20 protein-coding genes, 2 pseudogenes and 1 other annotated feature are annotated in these 18,654 nt (G+C 67.6%); of the genes and pseudogenes, 9 read left to right on the plus strand and 13 right to left on the minus strand.

Annotated features, from left to right (window positions below; translation table 11 throughout):
* Positions 1-132: 132 nt before the first annotated feature.
* The 5 genes from HCC78_RS28245 to HCC78_RS28265 all read right to left on the minus strand — a co-directional run bounded on the left by HCC78_RS28245 (position 133) and on the right by HCC78_RS28265 (position 4,347).
* On the minus strand, positions 133-798 hold the full coding sequence (locus HCC78_RS28245; protein WP_172332099.1) for a phosphoribosylanthranilate isomerase: 666 nt from the start codon (positions 796-798) through the stop codon (positions 133-135).
* Positions 799-815: 17 nt separating this feature from the next.
* Positions 816-1,184, minus strand: coding sequence for a LapA family protein (locus HCC78_RS28250; protein ID WP_172332100.1), 369 nt, complete (start codon positions 1,182-1,184; stop codon positions 816-818).
* 15 nt (positions 1,185-1,199) lie between these two features.
* A complete protein-coding gene (gene ihfB, locus HCC78_RS28255) occupies positions 1,200-1,487 on the minus strand; it encodes an integration host factor subunit beta (RefSeq protein WP_172332101.1) in 288 nt (95 codons plus the stop codon).
* Between the two features lie 317 nt (positions 1,488-1,804).
* Positions 1,805-3,502, minus strand: a complete 1,698-nt coding sequence (rpsA, locus tag HCC78_RS28260; RefSeq protein ID WP_172332102.1) for a 30S ribosomal protein S1 — start codon at positions 3,500-3,502, stop codon at positions 1,805-1,807.
* A gap of 215 nt (positions 3,503-3,717) precedes the next feature.
* Entirely contained in the window at positions 3,718-4,347 is a 630-nt protein-coding gene (locus HCC78_RS28265; protein ID WP_172332103.1) for a nitroreductase family protein, read from the minus strand.
* A 214-nt stretch (positions 4,348-4,561) separates the two neighbouring features.
* Between HCC78_RS28265 and queC the strand changes: the two genes are divergently transcribed.
* Genes queC through queE form a run of 3 tightly spaced genes read left to right on the plus strand, consistent with a single transcriptional unit; the run spans position 4,562 to position 6,320 of the window.
* Positions 4,562-5,263, plus strand: coding sequence for a 7-cyano-7-deazaguanine synthase QueC (gene queC / locus HCC78_RS28270; protein WP_172332104.1), 702 nt, complete (start codon positions 4,562-4,564; stop codon positions 5,261-5,263).
* On the plus strand, positions 5,263-5,616 hold the full coding sequence (queD, locus tag HCC78_RS34110) for a 6-carboxytetrahydropterin synthase QueD (protein WP_253949410.1): 354 nt from the start codon (positions 5,263-5,265) through the stop codon (positions 5,614-5,616). The genes queC and queD overlap by 1 nt, the downstream gene beginning before the upstream one ends.
* Positions 5,613-6,320 carry a 7-carboxy-7-deazaguanine synthase QueE gene (gene queE, locus HCC78_RS28275; protein WP_371743951.1) on the plus strand — a complete coding sequence of 236 codons (708 nt, stop codon included), beginning with the start codon at positions 5,613-5,615 and terminating at the stop codon, positions 6,318-6,320. Before queD ends, queE begins: the two co-directional genes overlap by 4 nt.
* Before the next feature lie 14 nt (positions 6,321-6,334).
* Here the strand turns inward: queE and HCC78_RS28280 are convergent, their stop codons facing one another.
* Positions 6,335-6,946, minus strand: coding sequence for a d(CMP) kinase (locus HCC78_RS28280; RefSeq protein ID WP_172332106.1), 612 nt, complete (start codon positions 6,944-6,946; stop codon positions 6,335-6,337).
* A 175-nt stretch (positions 6,947-7,121) separates the two neighbouring features.
* On the opposite strand from HCC78_RS28280, the gene HCC78_RS28285 reads away from it, so the two are divergent.
* Positions 7,122-7,484: a hypothetical protein gene (locus HCC78_RS28285; RefSeq protein ID WP_172332107.1), complete on the plus strand. Its 363-nt coding sequence runs from the start codon at positions 7,122-7,124 to the stop codon at positions 7,482-7,484.
* 7 nt (positions 7,485-7,491) lie between these two features.
* Here the strand turns inward: HCC78_RS28285 and aroA are convergent, their stop codons facing one another.
* Both aroA and trmB read right to left on the minus strand, forming a co-directional pair.
* The gene (gene aroA, locus HCC78_RS28290) at positions 7,492-8,835 is read right to left on the minus strand and encodes a 3-phosphoshikimate 1-carboxyvinyltransferase (RefSeq protein WP_172332108.1); all 1,344 of its coding nucleotides are present in this window, start codon (positions 8,833-8,835) and stop codon (positions 7,492-7,494) included.
* 144 nt (positions 8,836-8,979) lie between these two features.
* Complete coding sequence (gene trmB, locus HCC78_RS28295) at positions 8,980-9,696, minus strand: tRNA (guanosine(46)-N7)-methyltransferase TrmB (RefSeq protein ID WP_172332109.1); 717 nt, start codon at positions 9,694-9,696, stop codon at positions 8,980-8,982.
* A 265-nt stretch (positions 9,697-9,961) separates the two neighbouring features.
* Between trmB and HCC78_RS28300 the strand changes: the two genes are divergently transcribed.
* Positions 9,962-10,441 (plus strand): hypothetical protein, encoded by a 480-nt coding sequence (locus tag HCC78_RS28300; protein ID WP_172332110.1) that lies wholly within the window; start codon positions 9,962-9,964, stop codon positions 10,439-10,441.
* A gap of 71 nt (positions 10,442-10,512) precedes the next feature.
* Here the strand turns inward: HCC78_RS28300 and HCC78_RS28305 are convergent, their stop codons facing one another.
* From HCC78_RS28305 to zwf, 4 genes are all read right to left on the minus strand, one after another.
* Positions 10,513-11,028: a hypothetical protein gene (locus HCC78_RS28305; RefSeq protein WP_172332111.1), complete on the minus strand. Its 516-nt coding sequence runs from the start codon at positions 11,026-11,028 to the stop codon at positions 10,513-10,515.
* Between the two features lie 176 nt (positions 11,029-11,204).
* Positions 11,205-12,815 carry a glucose-6-phosphate isomerase gene (pgi, locus tag HCC78_RS28310; RefSeq protein ID WP_172332112.1) on the minus strand — a complete coding sequence of 537 codons (1,611 nt, stop codon included), beginning with the start codon at positions 12,813-12,815 and terminating at the stop codon, positions 11,205-11,207.
* A gap of 12 nt (positions 12,816-12,827) precedes the next feature.
* The gene (gene pgl / locus HCC78_RS28315) at positions 12,828-13,493 is read right to left on the minus strand and encodes a 6-phosphogluconolactonase (protein WP_172332113.1); all 666 of its coding nucleotides are present in this window, start codon (positions 13,491-13,493) and stop codon (positions 12,828-12,830) included.
* Complete coding sequence (gene zwf / locus HCC78_RS28320; RefSeq protein WP_172332114.1) at positions 13,493-14,941, minus strand: glucose-6-phosphate dehydrogenase; 1,449 nt, start codon at positions 14,939-14,941, stop codon at positions 13,493-13,495. Before zwf ends, pgl begins: the two co-directional genes overlap by 1 nt.
* A gap of 139 nt (positions 14,942-15,080) precedes the next feature.
* Here zwf and HCC78_RS28325 point away from each other — a divergent pair, with 139 nt between their 5' ends.
* The 4 genes and pseudogenes from HCC78_RS28325 to HCC78_RS34115 form a co-directional block, all read left to right on the plus strand.
* Positions 15,081-16,040 (plus strand): radical SAM protein, encoded by a 960-nt coding sequence (locus HCC78_RS28325; RefSeq protein ID WP_172332115.1) that lies wholly within the window; start codon positions 15,081-15,083, stop codon positions 16,038-16,040.
* 65 nt (positions 16,041-16,105) lie between these two features.
* On the plus strand, positions 16,106-16,450 hold the full coding sequence (locus HCC78_RS28330; protein WP_172332116.1) for a hypothetical protein: 345 nt from the start codon (positions 16,106-16,108) through the stop codon (positions 16,448-16,450).
* Positions 16,451-16,513: 63 nt separating this feature from the next.
* Positions 16,514-17,053 (plus strand): hypothetical protein, encoded by a 540-nt coding sequence (locus tag HCC78_RS28335; RefSeq protein ID WP_172332117.1) that lies wholly within the window; start codon positions 16,514-16,516, stop codon positions 17,051-17,053.
* Positions 17,050-17,344 (plus strand): annotated as a pseudogene (locus tag HCC78_RS34115) (transposase); the annotation flags it as partial. The gene HCC78_RS28335 and the pseudogene HCC78_RS34115, both read left to right, overlap by 4 nt.
* A 170-nt stretch (positions 17,345-17,514) precedes the next feature.
* Positions 17,515-17,631: a sequence feature (AL1L pseudoknot), on the plus strand.
* A gap of 105 nt (positions 17,632-17,736) precedes the next feature.
* Here the strand turns inward: HCC78_RS34115 and HCC78_RS28345 are convergent.
* A pseudogene (locus tag HCC78_RS28345) lies at positions 17,737-18,654 on the minus strand (IS3 family transposase); the annotation flags it as partial.

Consider the following 18,654-nt stretch of genomic DNA (forward strand, 5'->3'; position numbering starts at 1 on the left):
GAGAACCGCAGGAACCGCTGAGACGGTTGTCCCCGGCCCCGGGAGGCAGAAGCCCCCCGCAGCCAGGGACCGGAAAAGGGCGCCAATGCGCCCTCCAACAGGCCCTGCGGGCCCGTTTTTCCGGTGGAGGGGTCAGCGCAGGATGGGCACCGGATCGGCCTCGGCCGCCTTGGCCGCAGCCACGAAGCGGGCAACCTTCTCCGCATCCTTGATGCCCGGCGCGCTTTCGACCCCCGAAGAGACATCGACATTCGGTGCACCGGTCCGCCCAACCGCCTCGGCAACATTTTCCGGGGTCAGCCCGCCGGCCAGCATCCAGGGCCGGGCGAATTTCCTGCCCGCCAGCAGCCGCCAGTCGAAGGCCAGCCCGTTCCCGCCCGGCAGCTCCGCGCCCTTCGGCGCCTTGGCATCGAGCAGGAACATGTCCGCCACGCCGTTGTAGCGCGCCACCGCGGCGACATCCTCAGCCGTCGCAATGCCGAGCGCCTTCATCACCGGCAGGTGGAAACGGGCCTTCACCTCGGCCACGCGATCCGGGCTTTCCTTGCCGTGGAGCTGCAGCAGGTCGATGGGCACCGCGGCGGTGATCGCCTCCAGCGCCGCGTCATCCGCATCGACGGTCAGCGCCACCTTGCAGATGCCCGGCGGCACCAGCGCCGCCAGTTCGGCAGCCCGCCCCAGCGAAAGGTTGCGCGGCGATTTCGCGAAGAACACGAAACCGACGAAGGCGGCCCCTGCCCGGGTCGCCGCCTCCACCTGCTCCGGGGCTGTCAGCCCGCATATCTTGGCGCCTGCCATGGCCTTGCCCTTCCGGCTCAGCGCGCCGGAGCGGTTTCCTCGACCATCACCAGCACCGGGTCCTTGCCGGCATTCTGGCGGGCCTTCATCTTCTTCACCTCCGCCTGCAGTTCGGCCTTGGACTGGCGGCCCTTGGCGGCCTCGTGGCGGTGCTTGTGCTCGCGGAACCACTCCCAGAAGAAGCCCAGCACCAGGCCGAGCGCGAGGAAGCCGATGGCCACCGCCCACAGCGGCACCGCAATCGGGCCCATGATAGCGTTGAGCCCGATGAAGCGCTCCAGCGTCTCGGGGAGGATCACCAGCTCGACGATCTGGCGGTTGGCATAGAAAATGGTGATCAGCGGAATCGCGATGATGACGGCGATGACGATCTTTACGTAACGCATGACTCTGGCCCGGTCCTATTCTTCTTCATCGTTCAGGCGGTCGCGCAGCAACTTGCCCGTCTTGAAGAATGGCACGTGCTTCTCCTCGACCTCAACCGCCTCGCCGGTGCGGGGATTGCGGCCAATTCTCGCGTCGCGCCGCTTCACCGAAAACGCGCCGAAGCCGCGCAGTTCAACGCGGTCGCCGCGGGCCATCGCCTCGATGATCTCCTCGAAGATCGTGTTGACGATCTTCTCCACGTCGCGCTGGTACAGATGCGGGTTCTCATCGGCGATCTTCTGGATCAGTTCGGACCTGATCATCTTGTTCCTCCTCGGCGCGTCGGGTGCCCCTAGTGGCGTGAACGCTAACCGGAAAGCGGCGCGCTAGAAAAGAGATTTCTTGCGAATTCCGCGCCTTATGGAGCCACGGACGGCCGATCCGCCCCCAAGCCGGGCCTCAGCAGCGCAGCATCCGGGATAACATGGTGAAAGGCGCCAGCCCGGAAGCGCGCCGCGGCCCTGCCCGGCGCCCGCGATTCGGCGCCCGCGGCCCGCCGGGAACTCGATTCCGCAAAATGCAAAGGCGGCCCCCCGGAGGGAGCCGCCCGATCTTTTCAGCACTCGCGCTGCGGGGTGACTCAGCGGTCGCCCTTGAGCGCTGCGCCCAGGATGTCGCCGAGCGATGCGCCGGAATCGGAGGAACCGTACTGTTCCACGGCTTCCTTCTCTTCGGCGATCTCGCGGGCCTTGATGGACAGGCCGAGACGGCGCGAACGGGCGTCGATGTTGGTGACGCGGACGTCAACCTTGTCGCCGACCTGGAAGCGCTCGGGGCGCTGGTCGGAACGGTCGCGGGACAGGTCCGAACGGCGGATGAAGGACTTCATGCCCTCGTATTCCACCTCGATGCCGCCATCCTCGATCGCGGTGACGTTCACGGTGATGATCGCGCCGCGCTTCACGCCGTCGATCGCTTCCGCGAAGGGGTCGCCGCCCAGGGCCTTGACGGAGAGCGAGATGCGCTCCTTGTCGGTGTCGACCTCGGTGACCACTGCCTTGACGACGTCGCCCTTGCGGTAGTTGCCGATGACGTCCTCGCCGCGGCCTTCCCAGGTCAGGTCGGACAGGTGCACCATGCCGTCGATTTCTTCGTCGAGGCCGATGAACAGGCCGAACTCGGTGATGTTCTTCACCTCGCCCTCGACCTCGGTGCCCACCGGGTGGCGCTCTTCGAAGACTTCCCACGGGTTGCGCATCGTCTGCTTCAGGCCGAGAGAGACACGGCGCTTGGCGGAGTCGATCTCCAGCACCATGACTTCGACTTCCTGGGAGGTCGACACGATCTTGCCGGGGTGCACGTTCTTCTTGGTCCAGGACATTTCCGAGACGTGAACGAGGCCCTCGACGCCCGGCTCCAGCTCCACGAACGCACCGTAGTCGGTGATGTTGGTGACGCGGCCGGTATGGACCGACTCGAGCGGGTACTTGGCTTCGACGGAATCCCACGGATCTGCCATCAGCTGCTTCATGCCGAGGCTGATGCGGTGGGTTTCCTTGTTGATCTTGATGACCTGGACCTTGACGGTCTCGCCGATCGACAGGATCTCGGACGGGTGGTTGACCCGGCGCCACGCCATGTCGGTGACGTGCAGCAGGCCGTCAACGCCGCCGAGGTCGACGAATGCGCCGTACTCGGTGATGTTCTTGACGACGCCCTCGACCGCATCGCCTTCGGACAGCTTGCCGATGACTTCGGCGCGCTGCTCGGCGCGGGACTCTTCGAGGATCGCGCGGCGCGACACCACGATGTTGCCGCGGCGGCGGTCCATCTTCAGGATCTGGAACGGCTGCTTGAGGCCCATCAGCGGGCCGGCGTCGCGCACCGGGCGGACGTCAACCTGGGAGCCCGGCAGGAACGCAACCGCGCCGCCGAGATCGACGGTGAAGCCGCCCTTGACGCGGTTGAAGATCGCGCCTTCGACGCGCTTCTCTTCGGCATAGGCCTTCTCGAGACGGTCCCATGCCTCTTCGCGGCGGGCCATCTCGCGGGAGATCACGGCTTCGCCGCGCGCGTTCTCGACCTGGCGCAGGTAGACTTCGACCTCATCACCGATGGTGATGTCGGGAGCCTCGCCGGGATTCGCGAATTCCTTGAGATCGACTCGGCCTTCCATCTTGTAGCCGACGTCGATGATTGCCTGGCCGGCTTCGATTGCCAGCACGCGGCCCTTGACGACGTTGCCTTCGGTCGGGGTCTCGAGTTCGAAGCTTTCGTTCAGGAGGGCTTCGAATTCCTCCATGGATGCGTTCGCCATGTGGCTTTGGTGTTCCTTCATGTCATGTTGCTGGCCGAACGGTTGTCTCCGCCGGTCTTTGGTTTGGTCTGTCGCGTCTGGAACGTGGGCCACACATAAACAAAACGGGCCGGAGCTTTCCCCGACCCTGCCCTTGTCCCGGCTCTGACGGCCTTCGACGGTGCGCGATATAGTCCCAATTCGCGGTGAACGCAAGCACGGGCGGCACGGAACCGCCCCTGCTGGTCCGCCCCGGCTCAGGCGATGACGGTGAAAAGCTCTTCGGAAGGCTTGCGCACCTTCGCCATGCCCTGCAGCCAGTCGCCCTCGGCCGCCCGAACGCCCAGCGGCAGCAGCGTGACGGACCGCAGGCCCTTTTCGCGCAGCCCGAGCAGCTCGTCGACCTTTTCCGGCTCGAAGCCTTCCATCGGGGTCGAGTCGACCTCGAGCTCGGCTGCAGCGGCAAGCGCGAAGCCGAAGGCGATATAGGCCTGGCGTGCGGCATGGCCGTGGTTCACGTCCTCGGTGCGCGGCAGGTACATGCCCTTGAGCCGCTCGTAATAGGCGGCCAGGGTCTCGGACGGCCCGCGCGCCGCCTCGTTGGCGGCCAGCACCGCGTCGATGCGCTCGGCGGTGTAGTTGTCCCAGGCAGCGAAGACCAGGAGGTGCGAGCCCTCGGTGATCTGCGGCTGGCCGTAGGCGGTCTCCTGGATCCTGGCGCGCAGCTCGGGATTGGTGATCACGAAGACCTCGAAGGGCTGCACCCCCGAGGAGGTCGGCGCGAAGCGGATCGCCTCGAGGATCTTCTCGACTTTTTCCTCCGGCACGCTCTGCTCCGGATCCATCTTCTTCACGGCATAGCGCCAGTTCAGCTTGTCCAGCATCACTCGAACTCCTGACAGGACGGGACAGGCCCGTCGCGGGCCCGCGTTGCCCCTAGCTAGGCGTTCCGATGCTGCGGCTGCAACCTGCCTGAACGCACAGCCGCGTTGCGCATATGCGAACCCTCGCCATGGCACGCCATTGCGTTCTGCGCGCGGAACGCCTAATCCCGCGCCACCGGTCGCAGCCTACCCGGTCAACAAAACAAGGACTGATATCATGAAGACCACCCTCGTCTGCTCCGGCGGACTCGATTCCGTGTCGCTGGCGCATGTGCTCGCCGCCGCCGGAGACCTCTCGCGCATCGTGTCCTTCGATTACGGCCAGCGCCACAGGAAGGAAATCGACTTCGCCGCAGCCTGCGCGCGGCGTCTGGGCGTGCCGTTCCACCTCGTCGACCTTTCGGCGCTCGGCGCCGCGCTGACCGGCTCGGCCCTGACCGGCGACATAGACGTGCCCGACGGGCACTATGCCGAAGAGACGATGAAGATCACCGTCGTGCCGAACCGCAACGCGATCATGCTGGCGATCGCCTACGGGATCGCCGCCGCCAATGGCGACGATGCCGTCGCGACCGCCGTGCATGGCGGCGACCACTTCATCTATCCCGACTGCCGCCCGGCCTTCACCGAGGCCTTCGACGCGATGCAGCGCGCCGCGCTCGACGGCTATGCGGATGTGGCGCTGCACACGCCCTTCGTCCGCCGCTCCAAGGCCGACATCGTGGCCGCGGGCGCGCAAGCCGGCACGCCCTTCGCCGAAACCTGGTCCTGCTACAAGGGCGGCGCGACCCATTGCGGCCGCTGCGGCACCTGTGTCGAGCGGCAGGAGGCCTTTGCCCTGGCGGGCGTCGCCGATCCGACCGTCTATGCCGATCCCGACTTCTGGCGCGCGGCCGTTGCCGGGCGGGAGCAGGGCTGATGTACCGCATCGCCAAGGAGTTCCACTTCTCCGCCTCCCACCAGCTCACCCACCTGCCCGGCGACCACCAATGCGCGCGGCTGCACGGGCACAACTATGTCGTCACGGTGGAGCTTGCGGCAGCGGAGCTGAATGCCGACGGATTCGTGCGCGACTATCACGAGCTGAAGGCGCTGAAGGACCATATCGACGGCAGCTTCGACCACCGCCACCTGAACGACGTGCTGGACGTGCCCTCGACCGCCGAGAACCTCGCCCGGCACTTCTTCGACTGGTGCAGGGCGCGCTGGCCCGAGACCTGCGCCGTGCGGGTCTCCGAGACGCCGAAGACCTGGGCGGAGTACCGGCCGTGACCCTGCGCATCTCGGAGATTTTCGGGCCGACCGTGCAGGGCGAAGGCGCGCTGATCGGCGAGCCCACGGTGTTCGTGCGCGCGGGCGGCTGCGACTACCGCTGTTCCTGGTGCGACAGCCTCCACGCCGTCGAGAGCCGGTTCCGCCACGATTGGGCAGCGATGGAGACCGAAGGCGTCTGGGCCGAGGTCGAGCGGCTCTCGGGCGGCCGGCCGCTGACCGTCTCGCTTTCGGGCGGCAACCCGGCGATCCAGGACTTCGGGCCGCTGATCGAACGCGGCAAGGCGGAGGGCTACCGCTTCGCCTGCGAGACCCAGGGGTCGGTCGCCCGCGACTGGTTCGCCGCGCTCGACACGCTGGTGCTCAGCCCGAAGCCGCCCTCGAGCGGCGAGCGGCCGGACTGGGCGGCGTTCGAGGCCTGCCTTGCGGCGGCCGGGGACGGGCCGGAGACCGCGATGAAGATCGTGATCTTCGACGGGACGGATCTGGACTGGGCGCGGGACGCGGCGGCGCGCTATCCGTCGCTGCCGCTCTATCTCCAGCCCGGCAATCCCGAAAGCGACCCGGCCAAGCCGGTCGACCAGGCGGCCGCGACGGCGCGGCTCGACTGGCTGGTGGCGGAGGTGCTGGGATCGGGCTGGTTCCGGCCGCGGATCCTGCCGCAGCTGCATGTCCTGCTCTGGGGCAACAAGCGGGGAGTCTGAGCTCCCCCCTCCGGTCAGACCGCCATCTTGGCGATCACCGCCGCGCCGGCCATCTCGATCGCCTCCTCGATGGTCAGCTCGGACGTGTCGAGCAGCAGCGCATCGGCAGAGGCGGTCATCGGCGCGGTGTCGCGCCCGGCATCGCGCATGTCGCGGGCGCGCAGGTCGGCCAGCACTTCCTCGACGGTCAGCGCGGGGTCCTTCTGCGACAGCTCGGCATGGCGGCGCTGCGCGCGGACCGCATCGGTCGCGGTGACGAAGAGCTTCACCTCGGCCTCGGGGCAGATCACCGTGCCGATGTCCCGACCGTCGAGCACCGCCCCGCCCTCGCGCCGGGCGAAGTTCTTCTGGAAATCCAGCAGCGCGGTGCGGACCTTCGGCATGGCGGCGACCTTGGAGGCCACCTGCCCGACCTGCGCGGTCCTGAGGTCGCCGCGCCGCAGGTCGGAGGATTGCAGCGCCAGCGCCGCGCTCAGCGGGTCCTCGCCGTCCATCACCCGCCGCGCGGTGGCGCGGTAGAGCAGTCCGGTGTCCAGATGGCCGAATCCGAACTGCGCCGCCAGCGAGCGCGCAATGGTTCCCTTGCCGGCAGCGGCCGGCCCGTCGATGGCAACGGTGAATTTCATGTCCCGGTCATCCCTCTGTCGCGCCCAAGTCTTCTGCGCGTGCATAGGCCGTCCGGGGCCGTCTCCGCAATGGCGCGGGTCAGGAATACCTGCTCCCGGAATACCGCAATTTGCCGGAGGCCGGATTCGGGGTCTTCTCCAGGTGCATTTCAGGCAATGAGGAGAGGTTTCCGCCATGGGAACGCTGAATGTCACCGAATACCGCGTCGGCACCAACCGCAGCCGCACGAATTCCAACGCCCACCGCTTCTTCCTGAGCCTCTCGGGCAGTTCGTCCTCGGGCCCCGTGTCGAGCGCCATCATCTATTTCTGGCCAACGAAACCCGCCGACACGGTCGGCTATGTCGCCGGATCGCTGCTGGTCGGCATGCTCGACGACAGCGATTTCAGCTACTGGTACGACATCCTGCGCAACGAGGCGCCGGTGCGCGTCACCTATGTCGAGAACTCCAGCCTGTCCGAGAACAGGGTCTGGCACATCAGCGTCGGCACCACCGACGAGGGCGTCGGCGAGGGGCCCGAAGACCCCGACGCCTGATCCGGGCTCAGCCTCCGGCCAGCTCCGCCCCGAGCGCCGTCATCAGCGGCACGAAGATCGGGAAGGAAGTCGCGATCGGCGAGGCATCGTCGACGGTGACAGGCTTTTTCGAGGCCATGCCGAGGCAGAGGAAGCTCATCGCGATGCGGTGGTCGAGACGCGCCGCCGCGGTGCCGCCGCCAGGCACGTTGCCCGGGCCCATGCCGTGGACGATGAACGTGTCCTCGTCCTCCTCGACGGTGACGCCCATGGCTTCGAGCCCGCGGGCCATCGCGTCGATCCGGTCGCTTTCCTTGACGCGCAGCTCCTTGACGCCCTTCATCACCGTGACGCCTTCGGCATTGGCCGCCAGCACCGACAGGATCGGATATTCGTCGATCATCGAGGGCGCGCGCTCCGGCGGAACCTCGATGCCCTTGAGGGACGAGTGGCGCACGCGCAGGTCGGCGACGGGCTCGCCGCCCTCTAGGCGCTCGTTTTCATAGGTCAGGTCGGCGCCCATCTCGATCAGGGTCTGGAACAGCCCCGCGCGGGTCGGGTTGAGGCCGATATTCGGCACAAGGATCTCGGAGCCCGGCACCAGCACGGCAGCGGCGACCGGGAAGGCCGCGGAGCTGGGATCGCGCGGCACGGCGATGGTCTGCGGTTTCAGCTCCGGACGGCCGGTCAGGGTGATGACATGGCCCTCGGGCGTGACCTCGGTGGAGATCTCGGCGCCGAAGCCCGCCAGCATGCGCTCGGAATGGTCGCGGGTGGCTTCCTTCTCGATCACCACGGTCTGCCCCGGGGCGTTGAGGCCGGCCAGCAGCACGGCGGATTTCACCTGCGCGGAGGGCATCGGCGTGGTGTAGGTCACCGGCACCGGGTCGGCCGCGCCGACGATGGTCATCGGCAGGCGTCCGCCCTGGCGGCCATAGGCGCGCGCGCCGAAGAGCGCGATCGGGTCGGTGATCCGCGCCATCGGGCGCGAGCGCAGCGAGGCGTCGCCGGTGAAGGTCGCAGTGATCGGCGAGGTCGCCATCGCGCCCATGATCAGCCGCACGCCGGTGCCGGAATTGCCGCAATCGATCACTTGCTCGGGCTCGGCGAAGCCGCCCACCCCGACGCCGTGGACCGACCAGGCGCCCTCGCCATGGCGGATCACCTCGGCGCCGAAGGCCTGCATTGCCTTGGCGGTGTCGAGCACGTCCTGGCCTTCGAGCAGGCCGGTGATCTTGGTCTCGCCGATGGCCATGGCACCGAAGAGCAGCGAGCGGTGCGAGACCGACTTGTCGCCCGGCACGTCGGCCGTGCCCTTGAGCGGCCCGCAGGCGCGCGACGTCATCGGGGTTGCAGGGCCGTGGGATGCCATCGGGTCGTCTCCAGCGTTGTGTCGGGGGCGGGTTAGCGCAAGCGTGACGCCCGGTCCACCGGGAAAGAGGTCGGGGATGTTAGCGGCAACGTGGCCTCCCCCTCACCCCGGCCCTCTCCCCCCGCGGGGGAGAGGGAGGGCGCGTCAGGTCCGGCGGAAGGTCAGGTAGTGCGGGGTGCGCCCCTCGCGCAGGGCCTTCTGCTCGTAGCGCGTCGAGATCCAGTCGTCCCAGGGCTGGCGCCAGTCATCGGGCCCCTCCGCGAGCCATTCGAAGGCCGGGTCGGGCATCAGCTCTTCCAGCGTCTGGCGGACATAGTCGGGAATGTCGGTCGCCACGCGGAAGATCGCGCCGGGCTTCAGCACGCGGGCCAGCGGCACCAGGTAGTCGCGGGTGACGAAACGGCGGCGGTGGTGCCGCTTCTTCGGCCAGGGGTCGGGATAAAGCAGGAAGGCGCGGCTGATTGAGGCATCGGGCAGCACGTCGAAGAGATCGCGCACGTCGCCGGGATGCACGGCGAGGTTTTCCACCCCCGCCTGCCGCACCTTGCCGAGCAGCATCGCCACGCCGTTGATGTAGGGTTCGCAGCCGATGAACCCGGCCTCCGGGTGCAGCGCGGCCTGGTGGACCATGTGCTCGCCGCCGCCGAAGCCGATCTCCAGCCAGACGGGCTTGTCCCCGAAGCGCAGCGCCGGGTCGAAGACCTGCCGCTCGGCATGGTCGCGCCGCGAAATGCCGTCGAGCGCCAGCTCCTCGAGGTCTTCCTCGAGATAGCCGCGCTGGCTCTCGCGCAGGTGCTTGCCGTGCCGGCGTCCGTAGAAATTGCGCCAGCCGTCCTTCGGTGTGGTCGTATCCTGTCCCATGGGGCGCGGGGATGCGCGAGCCGCGCGCGAAGGTCAAGACGCAATGGAACCAGGCGTGCCTGCACGCGCGCAATGCCGGAGGCTGCCTCCGGTTTCAAGCGGCCTCACATCCAGTTGATGTGCGTCATTTCACATCCAGGAGGCAATTCCGGGCAGTTTCGTTCCTCAGGGCAGAAGTCTAAATCCCGTCTCATCCAAGGCGGCACAGACAGCCACCTCAGAGAACAAAACGCGCCGACCGCGGCGCAGAAGAAGGAAAGACCAGATGACCAACAAATTCGCAGCCATCGCCGCCATCGCAATCGCAGTCTCCGGCGCCGCCGCCACGGCAAATGCCTCCGACCAGCTGGCCCGCTCGCTCGGCGTGGAAGCCGGCACCTACAGCAACGCCCAGCTCGTGCAGCTGCGCAACGCGCTGGAAGACGGCGACAGCCAGAAAGCCGACTTCATCCTGAACGGCCAGGCTACCGCCGCCGCCAACGCAGGCGACCAGCTGGCCCGCAGCCTGAATGTCGAGCCCGGCGCCTACACCACGGCCGAGCTGGTCTCGCTGAAGGGCGCGATCGAAAATGACGACGCAACCCGCGTGTCCTACGTGATCAACGGCCGCGAAGTCGCTTCGCGCAACGCCTCTGCCGATGCGTCGGACAGCCAGCTGGCCCGCGCGCTCGGCGCTTCCGGCGACCATGACACGGCGACGCTCGCAGCCGCCTACCTGGATGCGACCGGCCGCGGCGACGACTGATCCCCGCACCATCCTCCAATGGTGGAAGCGCTCCCTCCGGGGGGCGCTTTTCCATGTCCGGGTCCCGCCTGTCACGGCAGGACGGCGAAGCGCGCGGCGAAATTCCCGGCAAACCAGCCGAGCGCGGCCGGGCTGCGCAGCACGACGCAGCGCGGATGGCCCCTGGCATGGCAGGCCCCGACCAGGCGGAGCGCGTCCGGACGGCCCTCGCGGTCATAGCGGCGTGCTGCCGCCCATTCGCCTTCCGCGCCGCCGCCTGCCCGGAACAGCCGCCGCCGCGCGATGCGCCAAAGGCGCTGCTCCAGCGGGAGATCGGCAAAGACGATCAGCTGCGCCCGCCGCGCGCGCCAGTCCCAGGTGGCGGGCTCGTTTCCCGCGAGGATCCACGCCTCGCCGAGCGCCGCCGCGTTCGCGCGGGCATGGCGTTCCGCGGCATCGGCCGCCCCGGCGCAGTGCCGCTCCAGATCGAGAACCGGCAGCCCGGTCTGGCGCGCGACCGACTGCGCCAGCTCCGCGCGGCCGCTGCCCGGCCCGCCGATCACCATGATGCGCCGCACCCGCACGCGGGGCGGTTCCGACCTGTCCATGTGCCGCCTCCCCTTTTCCGGCATCCGGCACCGGAGCATCGCATATTCCGCGGATCGCGGAAGCGGTCCGTTTCGCTGGACCGGTTGCGGAGCGGCGGGAAGGTTCCCGGCGGCCCCGGAAACGGAAAAGGGCCCGGGGAACTCCCCGGGCCCTCGAGCCGTCCGGCCTGCCGGGCTCAGCCGTGGCTGCGGATGTAGTCCACCAGCATGGCGGTAGAGCCGTCCTTGTCCGCGGTGCCGGTTTCGCCCGCAAGCACCGGTCCCAGCGCCTTGGCCAGTTCCTTGCCGAGCTCCACGCCCCATTGGTCGAAGCTGTTGATGCCGAGAATTACGCCCTCGACGAAAACCCGGTGCTCGTAGAGCGCGATGATCTTGCCGAGGATCTCCGGCGTGAGCTGCGGATAGACCAGCATGGTCGAGGGACGGTTGCCGGGGAAGACGCGGTGGGCGGCCTGGCGTTCCAGCTCCGCGCCCTCGAATCCCGCCTGCTCCATCAGACCGCGCGCGACCTCCATCGAACGGCCGAGGAGCAGCGCCTCGGCCTGCGCCAGGCAGTTGCCGACCAGCAGCTGGTGGTGATGCGCAAGCTCGGGCTCGTGGCCCTTGGCGGCAACCATGAATTCGCAGGGAACCACGCCGGTGCCCTGGTGGATCAGCTGGTAGAAGGCGTGCTGGCCATTGGTGCCGGGCTCGCCCCAGACGACCGGGCCGGTGACAGTGGCGGGCGCCGTGCCGTCCATGCAGACCGACTTGCCGTTCGATTCCATCTCGAGCTGCTGCAGATAGGCAGGCAGACGCGCCAGCCGCTGGTCATAGGGCAGCACCGCGCGCGAGGGATAGCCGCAGATCTGATGGTGCCAGATGCCGACGAGCGACAGCAGGACCGGCAGGTTCTCCGCGAAGGGCGCCTCGCGGAAATGCTCGTCCATCTCCGCACCGCCCTTCAGGAACGCGCGGAAATCGTCAGGCCCGACGCCAATCATCAGGCTCAGCCCGATCGGCCCCCACATCGAATAGCGTCCGCCGACCCAGTCGGCGAAGCCGAATACGCGGGAGGCGTCGATGCCGAAGGCCGCGGTCTTCTCGGCCGAGGTCGAAACGGCGGCAAATTGCGCGGCCGGGTCCTTGACCGACTTGGCCATCCAGGCCTTGGCGGTCTCGGCATTGGTCATGGTCTCGATCGTGGTGAAGGTCTTGGACGAGACGATCACCAGCGTGGTTTCCGGGTCCAGCCCGGCCAGCGTCTCGGCGATCTGCGCGCCGTCCACGTTGGAGACGAAATGCAGCTTGGGCCCGTCGGCATAGGGCGACAGCGCCAGCGCCGCCATGGCCGGACCCAGATCGGACCCGCCGATGCCGATATTGACCACGTCGGTGATCTTGCCGCCCTGCCCCCGGAAAGCGCCGGAGCGGACCTCCTCGGCGAAGGCGCAGCAGCGGTCGAGCGTGGCCCGCACTTCGGGCATCACGTCCTCGCCGTCGACCACCACCGGCGCATCGAGATTGCGCAGCGCGGTGTGCAGCACCGCGCGGCCCTCGGTGTCGTTGATCTTCTCGCCCGAGAACATCGCCTCGCGCCGCTCCGCCACGCCGCGGTCCCCGGCGAGGCCGATCAGCAGGTCGAGCGCAGCCGCGTCGATCGAGGTCTTGGAATAGTCGAACAGCATCTCGCCGAGCGCAGCCGAGAACCCCTCTGCCCGCTTCGGATCGGCCGCGAAAAGATCGATGATCTTCGCGTCTTCGGTGGCCGCCCGGTGCGCCGCCAGCTTCTGCCAGATCTCAGACATGGTACCTACTTCTCACTCTGCCCAGTGGATTGTCGCATCGCCGAGCACAGTACGGATCGGCGCGTCTTTCGCATCGTGGAGCGATGCCGCAGTCTCCAGCGCGGCCCGCTTCTCGTCGCCGGTGATCAGGACATGGGTGGACATGGCGCCCTTGAGCACCCGGCCCGACAGCGTCACCCGCGGTTCCAGCCCGTCCTGCGGCGTCATCGTCACCACCGCGGGCGCATCGTCGGCCAGCGCGGCCTCGAGCTCCGGCGCGCCGGGAAAGAGCGAGGCCGTGTGCATGTCCGCCCCCATGCCGAGCAGCAGAAGGCTCAGCGGCAGATGCGTCTCCACCTCCGCCTGCAGCCGCTCCAGATCGGTTTCCGGGTCGATGGCGAAGGAGACGAATTTCGCAGCCGCCGCCTTGCCGGTCAGCAGCCGCTCGCGGATCAGCCGCGTGTTCGACCGGTCCGAGCTTTCCGGCACGCAGCGCTCGTCGCCCAGCATGACGGTCACGTTGGACCAGTCGAGATCGACATCGCAGAGATTGTCGAAGACCGGACCCGGCGTGGTGCCGCCCGGCACGGCCAGCGTCGCCGTGCCGTTCGAGGCCAGCGCCGAGCGCAGTTCGCCCGCCATCATGTTGGCGACGTCGATCATCATCATCTCGCGGTCGGGATAGGTGACCAGCTTCATCACTTGATCTCCCGCCAGCTGCGGCCCGAGCGGTGCAGCAGCGCCAGCGACTGGTCGGGACCTGCGCTGCCCGGTTCGTAGGGCAGCGGACGGTCGTGCTTGTCTTCCCATTCCTTCAGGATCGGATCGGTCCAGGCCCAGGCCGCCTCAACCTCGTCGCCGCGCATGAACAGCGTCTGGTTGCCGCGGATAACGTCCATGATCAGGCGTTCATAGGCGTCGGATCCTGCCGCCTCCTGGCCGAAGCGTTCCGCGAAGGTCATGTCGAGCGGCACGTCGATCAGGCGCATGCCGCCCGGCCCCGGCTCCTTGATGGTGACGCGCAGGTCCATGCCCTCGTTGGGCTGGAGCCGGATCACCAGCTGGTTCGGCATGCCGCCGGCATCGGCGTCGAAGATCGAATGCGGCGTCGCCTGGAAGGTGATGACGATCTCCGACACCCGCGCCTTCATCCGCTTGCCCGTGCGCACGAAGAAGGGCGTGCCCTTCCAGCGCCAGTTGGAGATCGACAGCTGCATGGCGATGAAGCTCTCGGTCATGGAGCCGGGATTCTCGACATCCTCCAGGTAGCTCGGCCCGCCCTGCCCGGCGGCATACTGGCCGCGCACGGTATGTTCCCGCGTTGCCGGGTCGAGCGCGCGGATCACCTTCAGCTTCTCGTCGCGCACCGCATCCGGGTCCATCTTGGCCGGCGGTTCCATCGCGATCAGGCACAGCAGCTGCATGATGTGGTTCTGCACCATGTCGCGCATTGCGCCCGAGTGGTCGTAGTAGCTGCCGCGGCCGCCCACGCCCACGGTCTCGGCCACGGTGATCTGGACGTTGTCGATGTACTGGTGGTTCCAGAGCGGCTCGAACAGGATGTTGCCGAAGCGCACGGCCATCAGGTTCTGCACCGTCTCCTTGCCCAGGTAGTGGTCGATCCGGTAGATCTGGTCTTCCTCGAAATGCTCCGCCAGGGCCGCATTCAGCGCCTTCGCCGAGGCGAGGTCATGGCCGAAGGGCTTCTCCACCACGATGCGGCTGTCGCGCAGCGCCAGACCGTGGGTCCTCAGGCGTTCCGCGATGTCGCCGAACAGCGACGGGCTGACCGAGAAGTAGAAGGCCCGCACCACGCCGTCGCGCAGCTTCGGCTTCATCTCGTCCCAGCCGCCCTCGCCCTTGGCGTCGACGCTCTGGAAATCCAGCCGGTCGAGGAACAGCGCCACGTCGCCCGGGCGGCAATCCTCGGCGGGCAGGAATTCATGCAGCGCCGCGCGGACGAAATCGCGGTAGCCCTGCGCCTCCATGTCGCCGCGTGCCGCGCCGATGATCTTGGCCTCCGGCGGCATCTGGCCGGTGACGAAGCGCCGGTAGAGCCCCGGCAGGATCTTGCGGCGGGCGAGGTCGCCGGTCCCGCCGAAGATGACCAGGTCGAAATCCTCGACCGGAATGATGCGTGCTGCCATGATCCTGCCCCATATTCCTGCCCCGGCGGCGCGGGGCGCTTGCAACTTGTGCCTGTTCACAGCTCCGACAGAGGAGCCTCCGATGCTTTGCCGATCCCCGCAGGCGGGATATGTACCACGGAAGCAGTCAGGGGGACCGATGAAAGACCAGCCCGATCACGCCATTTCCGCCCGCGGCAACAAGTTCCGGCATCGGTATGTTACCGCTAAAGGCGAACGCCGCGCAACTGTCCCCCTCCGCGACCCGACGACACTGTGGTTCAATACCGGCACGCTTTGCAACATCGCCTGCACGCATTGCTACATCGAAAGCTCGCCGACCAACGACCGGCTGGCCTACATCTCGCTTGCGGAGGTGGAGGACTTCCTCGGCCAGCTCGGAGACCGGGGCTGGGACGTGTCCGAGATCGGCTTCACCGGCGGCGAGCCCTTCATGAACCCCGGAATGATCGCCATGGCGGAGGCTTCGCTCGCCCGCGGCTACCAGGTGCTGATCCTGACGAACGCCATGCAGCCGATGATGCGGCCGCGGGTGCAGGAGGGCCTGCTGCGGCTGAACGCGGCCCATCCCGGCAAGCTGACCCTGCGGGTGTCGCTGGACCATTACGGCGAGGCCCAGCATGACGGGGAGCGCGGGACCGGCAGCTACGCCAGGACGCTCGACGGCATGGACTGGCTCCGCGATGCCGGAATCGCCATGACCGTCGCGGGCCGCACCATGTGGGGCGAGACCGAGGCAGAGGCCCGCGCGGGTTTCGCCCGGCTGTTTGCAGTGCGCGGCTACGCGATCGACGCGGAGTCCCCCGCTGCCTGCGTGCTGTTCCCCGAGATGGACGAAACGGCCGACGTTCCGGAGATCACCACCGACTGCTGGGGCATCCTGGGAAAGTCGCCCGACAGCGTCATGTGCGCCTCCTCGCGCATGGTGGTGAAGCGCCGCGGCGCCGAACGGCCTGCCGTGCTGGCCTGCACCCTCCTGCCCTACGACCCGGAATTCGAGCTGGGCGCGACTCTGGCCGAAGCCGAGGGCGAGGTCGCCCTGAACCACCCGCACTGCGCTAAGTTCTGCGTCCTCGGCGGGGCCAGCTGCTCGGGCTGACCCTCCGGACTTGCAAGCGCCCGGGCGCGCGGCATTCCTTGACCATGCGTTGAGGAAGATTGCCGATGGCCGACCTGCCCGGGCTCCTGTTGAATGCCGCCGACCTTCCGGTCCGGGTCCTCTCGGTCGCCGCCGGTCGCGCGATCGGCGGGCTGATGAACCTGCGGACCATGTTTTCGCGCAAGGATGCCGCCGCGGCGCTGGCGGAACGGATTGTGCGCGACTTGCAGGGACGATTCGACGCCGGCGGCGGGCAGAAAGACGACGAGACCTTGTTTCCTCAGATGCTTGTATCGGCCATGCCCGCCCCGGCCGGCCTTGCTGCCGCGGATCTGAGCGCACAGCGGGTTCTGGACCGCATGGCGGCGCGGCTTGCCGACATGGACCCGGAGTCCGCCGCGACGGCATGATCGGGGGGCTTCCGCCGCTGGCTCGATCCGGTTCTGGCGCGGTTGCTCATCGACCAAACTTTCATGAATGCCCTCGCCCCAGCGATCGCCCGGGAAACGCTGGACCGGCTGACTTGCATCGAGAGGGCATTTCATGAGATTGCCGAACAATACGGCTCGATCGGGGAGGCGCTGGACAAGCTGCAGAGTCTTGGCGCGCTGGCGAAGGCGAGCACGGACCAGCCGGAGGCTCTGGCCACGCGTTTCGGCATCGCCGACGCCTTCGAGCGGCAGCCCGAGGAGCTGCGCGACCTGCTGGAGAAGAAGGCCGGGGACTACTGCGCGCTGCTGCGGCAGGTGGAGGGCCCGGACGAGCGGGTGGCAGCGATTGCGAACCTCACGAGCGCGGCAGAGGACGCGATCCGGCGCGGCGATCTGGAGGAAGTGGAGGCGCTCTTGTCCCGCGTCGACGAGGTCGAGACCGAGATCGCGGCGGACACCAAGCCCGCCCGCGCCGACAGCGCCCTGCTGCGCGGTCGCGTTGAACAGGCCTACCGCATCCTCTCTGAACCGCCCCGGGTCTGTCGGCGGCTTCAACTCGTGAGTAGAGTGAAGCCACGATGATCAAGACCACGAACAGGTTTTCCCCTGAGGTCCGGGACCGCGGCGTGAGGCTGGTGCTGGATCGAAGTCATCGAGGCGCCGTTGGTTCGAGCCCAATGGCTGAGGGAGAGCCAGCATGGCTTCCGCTGGAAGGCCGTCATGTCGATCTCCGCCAAGATCGGCTGCCCGGCGCACACGCTGAACCAGTGGGTCAAGAAGGCGGAAGCCGGCAGCGGCAAGCGGGCGGGCATTCCCGCCGAGGTCGCGGACCGGCTGAAGGTGCTGGAGCGCGAGAACCGCGAGCTTCGCCAGGGCGAGGAGGATCAGGAAACCGTCCGGGGGAGTGCGGGCCGGTCCGCGTCAGCGGCAAATCCTCCTGTGGAGGATCTGAGAGCTGGACGGGCGGAGCCCTCCCCGGCGAACGAGATTCCTCGCAAGGCGTCGGCGCCGATCTGCCGCTCGGACCCGTGGCCCGGCGGATCCGCTTTGCGAAGGCGGAGCTCGACCGCCCGCTGAACCGATGATCGCCTTCATCGATGCCCGCCGCGGACACCACGGGGCTTGGCCATCGAGGCGCCATTGATGGTGTGGATGGCCCGGCCAGCGGCATCGCGATGTGCCAAGGTGGGAGCTGCGAAGCATTCCACCGAGAGGAGCCATCCATGGAGCAGCCTATCACCATCGGCTGAATAGCCCCGCGTTTCTTAGACGCCTTCGTGTCTCAGTTTCTGCTGCCGCTCGAAGTCGACGGGCGACAGCATTCCGTTCCGGGCGTGCTTGCGCTTGGGGTTGTCGAACATCTCGATGTTGTCGAACACATCCCGTCTGGCCTCTTCCCGGGTGCGGTAGGTCCGTCGTCTGATCCGCTCGCGCTTCAGCAGGTTGACGAAGCTCTCGGCGACGGCGTTGTCGTGACAATTGCCGCGTCGGCTCATGGAATGCTCGAGGTCGTGGGCCTTCAGGAAAATCGGCCCAGTCCATGCTTGTGAACTGGCTGCCCTGATCCGAGTGGATCAGTACCTCAGCCTTCGGCTTCCTCCGCCATGTGGCCATTAGCAGAGCCTGGAGCACGACGTCAGCCGTCTGCCGCGGCTACACCGACCATCCGACCACGCGTCGCGAGAACAGATCGATGACAACCGCAAGGTAGGCGAAGTCCTCCTGCGTCCGGATGTAGGTGATGTCGGTCACCCAGACCTTGTCCGGCGCCGCGACGTCGAACTGCCGATCCAAGATGTTGTCGACCATGACCGAAGACTTGCCGCCATACTTCCCGGGGCGGCGCTTGTAGCCGATCTGCGCCTTGATACCGGCGAGCCTGGTCAAGCGGGCAACGCGATTCGGGCAGACACGTTCGCCCCGCTCGAGAAGGTCTTCATGCAGCTTGCGGTGCCCATAAACCCTGCCACTTTCGATCCATGCTTCCTTCGGCATCGGGGTCTGCCGCTTGTCTTCCTGGGCCCGCTTGCTCAGCGGTCTCTTCAGCCAGGCATAGAACCCGCTCGGCTGTATGCTTAGGCCGTGTTGACAAAAGGGATTCACAGCCGGTCGCCTCCGTGATTCAAGATCGCCGTTGCGACGGAGGTGACCTTGGCGCGGAATCTGATGACCAACGAGGAATG

Origin of the sequence: Mangrovicoccus sp. HB161399 (genome assembly GCF_013184745.1) — a bacterium.
GTDB lineage: Bacteria > Pseudomonadota > Alphaproteobacteria > Rhodobacterales > Rhodobacteraceae > Mangrovicoccus.

Excerpts from the sequence above, each read along its gene's own strand:
- HCC78_RS28245 (WP_172332099.1), bottom strand. The coding sequence starts at position 798 with ATGGCAGGCGCCAAGATATGCGGGCTGACAGCCCCGGAGCAGGTGGAG.
- HCC78_RS28250 (WP_172332100.1), bottom strand. The coding sequence starts at position 1,184 with ATGCGTTACGTAAAGATCGTCATCGCCGTCATCATCGCGATTCCGCTG.
- ihfB (WP_172332101.1), bottom strand. The coding sequence starts at position 1,487 with ATGATCAGGTCCGAACTGATCCAGAAGATCGCCGATGAGAACCCGCAT.
- rpsA (WP_172332102.1), bottom strand. The coding sequence starts at position 3,502 with ATGAAGGAACACCAAAGCCACATGGCGAACGCATCCATGGAGGAATTC.
- queC (WP_172332104.1), top strand. The coding sequence starts at position 4,562 with ATGAAGACCACCCTCGTCTGCTCCGGCGGACTCGATTCCGTGTCGCTG.
- queD (WP_253949410.1), top strand. The coding sequence starts at position 5,263 with ATGTACCGCATCGCCAAGGAGTTCCACTTCTCCGCCTCCCACCAGCTC.
- HCC78_RS28280 (WP_172332106.1), bottom strand. The coding sequence starts at position 6,946 with ATGAAATTCACCGTTGCCATCGACGGGCCGGCCGCTGCCGGCAAGGGA.
- HCC78_RS28285 (WP_172332107.1), top strand. The coding sequence starts at position 7,122 with ATGGGAACGCTGAATGTCACCGAATACCGCGTCGGCACCAACCGCAGC.
- aroA (WP_172332108.1), bottom strand. The coding sequence starts at position 8,835 with ATGGCATCCCACGGCCCTGCAACCCCGATGACGTCGCGCGCCTGCGGG.
- trmB (WP_172332109.1), bottom strand. The coding sequence starts at position 9,696 with ATGGGACAGGATACGACCACACCGAAGGACGGCTGGCGCAATTTCTAC.
- HCC78_RS28300 (WP_172332110.1), top strand. The coding sequence starts at position 9,962 with ATGACCAACAAATTCGCAGCCATCGCCGCCATCGCAATCGCAGTCTCC.
- HCC78_RS28305 (WP_172332111.1), bottom strand. The coding sequence starts at position 11,028 with ATGGACAGGTCGGAACCGCCCCGCGTGCGGGTGCGGCGCATCATGGTG.
- pgi (WP_172332112.1), bottom strand. The coding sequence starts at position 12,815 with ATGTCTGAGATCTGGCAGAAGCTGGCGGCGCACCGGGCGGCCACCGAA.
- pgl (WP_172332113.1), bottom strand. The coding sequence starts at position 13,493 with ATGAAGCTGGTCACCTATCCCGACCGCGAGATGATGATGATCGACGTC.
- zwf (WP_172332114.1), bottom strand. The coding sequence starts at position 14,941 with ATGGCAGCACGCATCATTCCGGTCGAGGATTTCGACCTGGTCATCTTC.
- HCC78_RS28325 (WP_172332115.1), top strand. The coding sequence starts at position 15,081 with ATGAAAGACCAGCCCGATCACGCCATTTCCGCCCGCGGCAACAAGTTC.
- HCC78_RS28330 (WP_172332116.1), top strand. The coding sequence starts at position 16,106 with ATGGCCGACCTGCCCGGGCTCCTGTTGAATGCCGCCGACCTTCCGGTC.
- HCC78_RS28335 (WP_172332117.1), top strand. The coding sequence starts at position 16,514 with ATGAATGCCCTCGCCCCAGCGATCGCCCGGGAAACGCTGGACCGGCTG.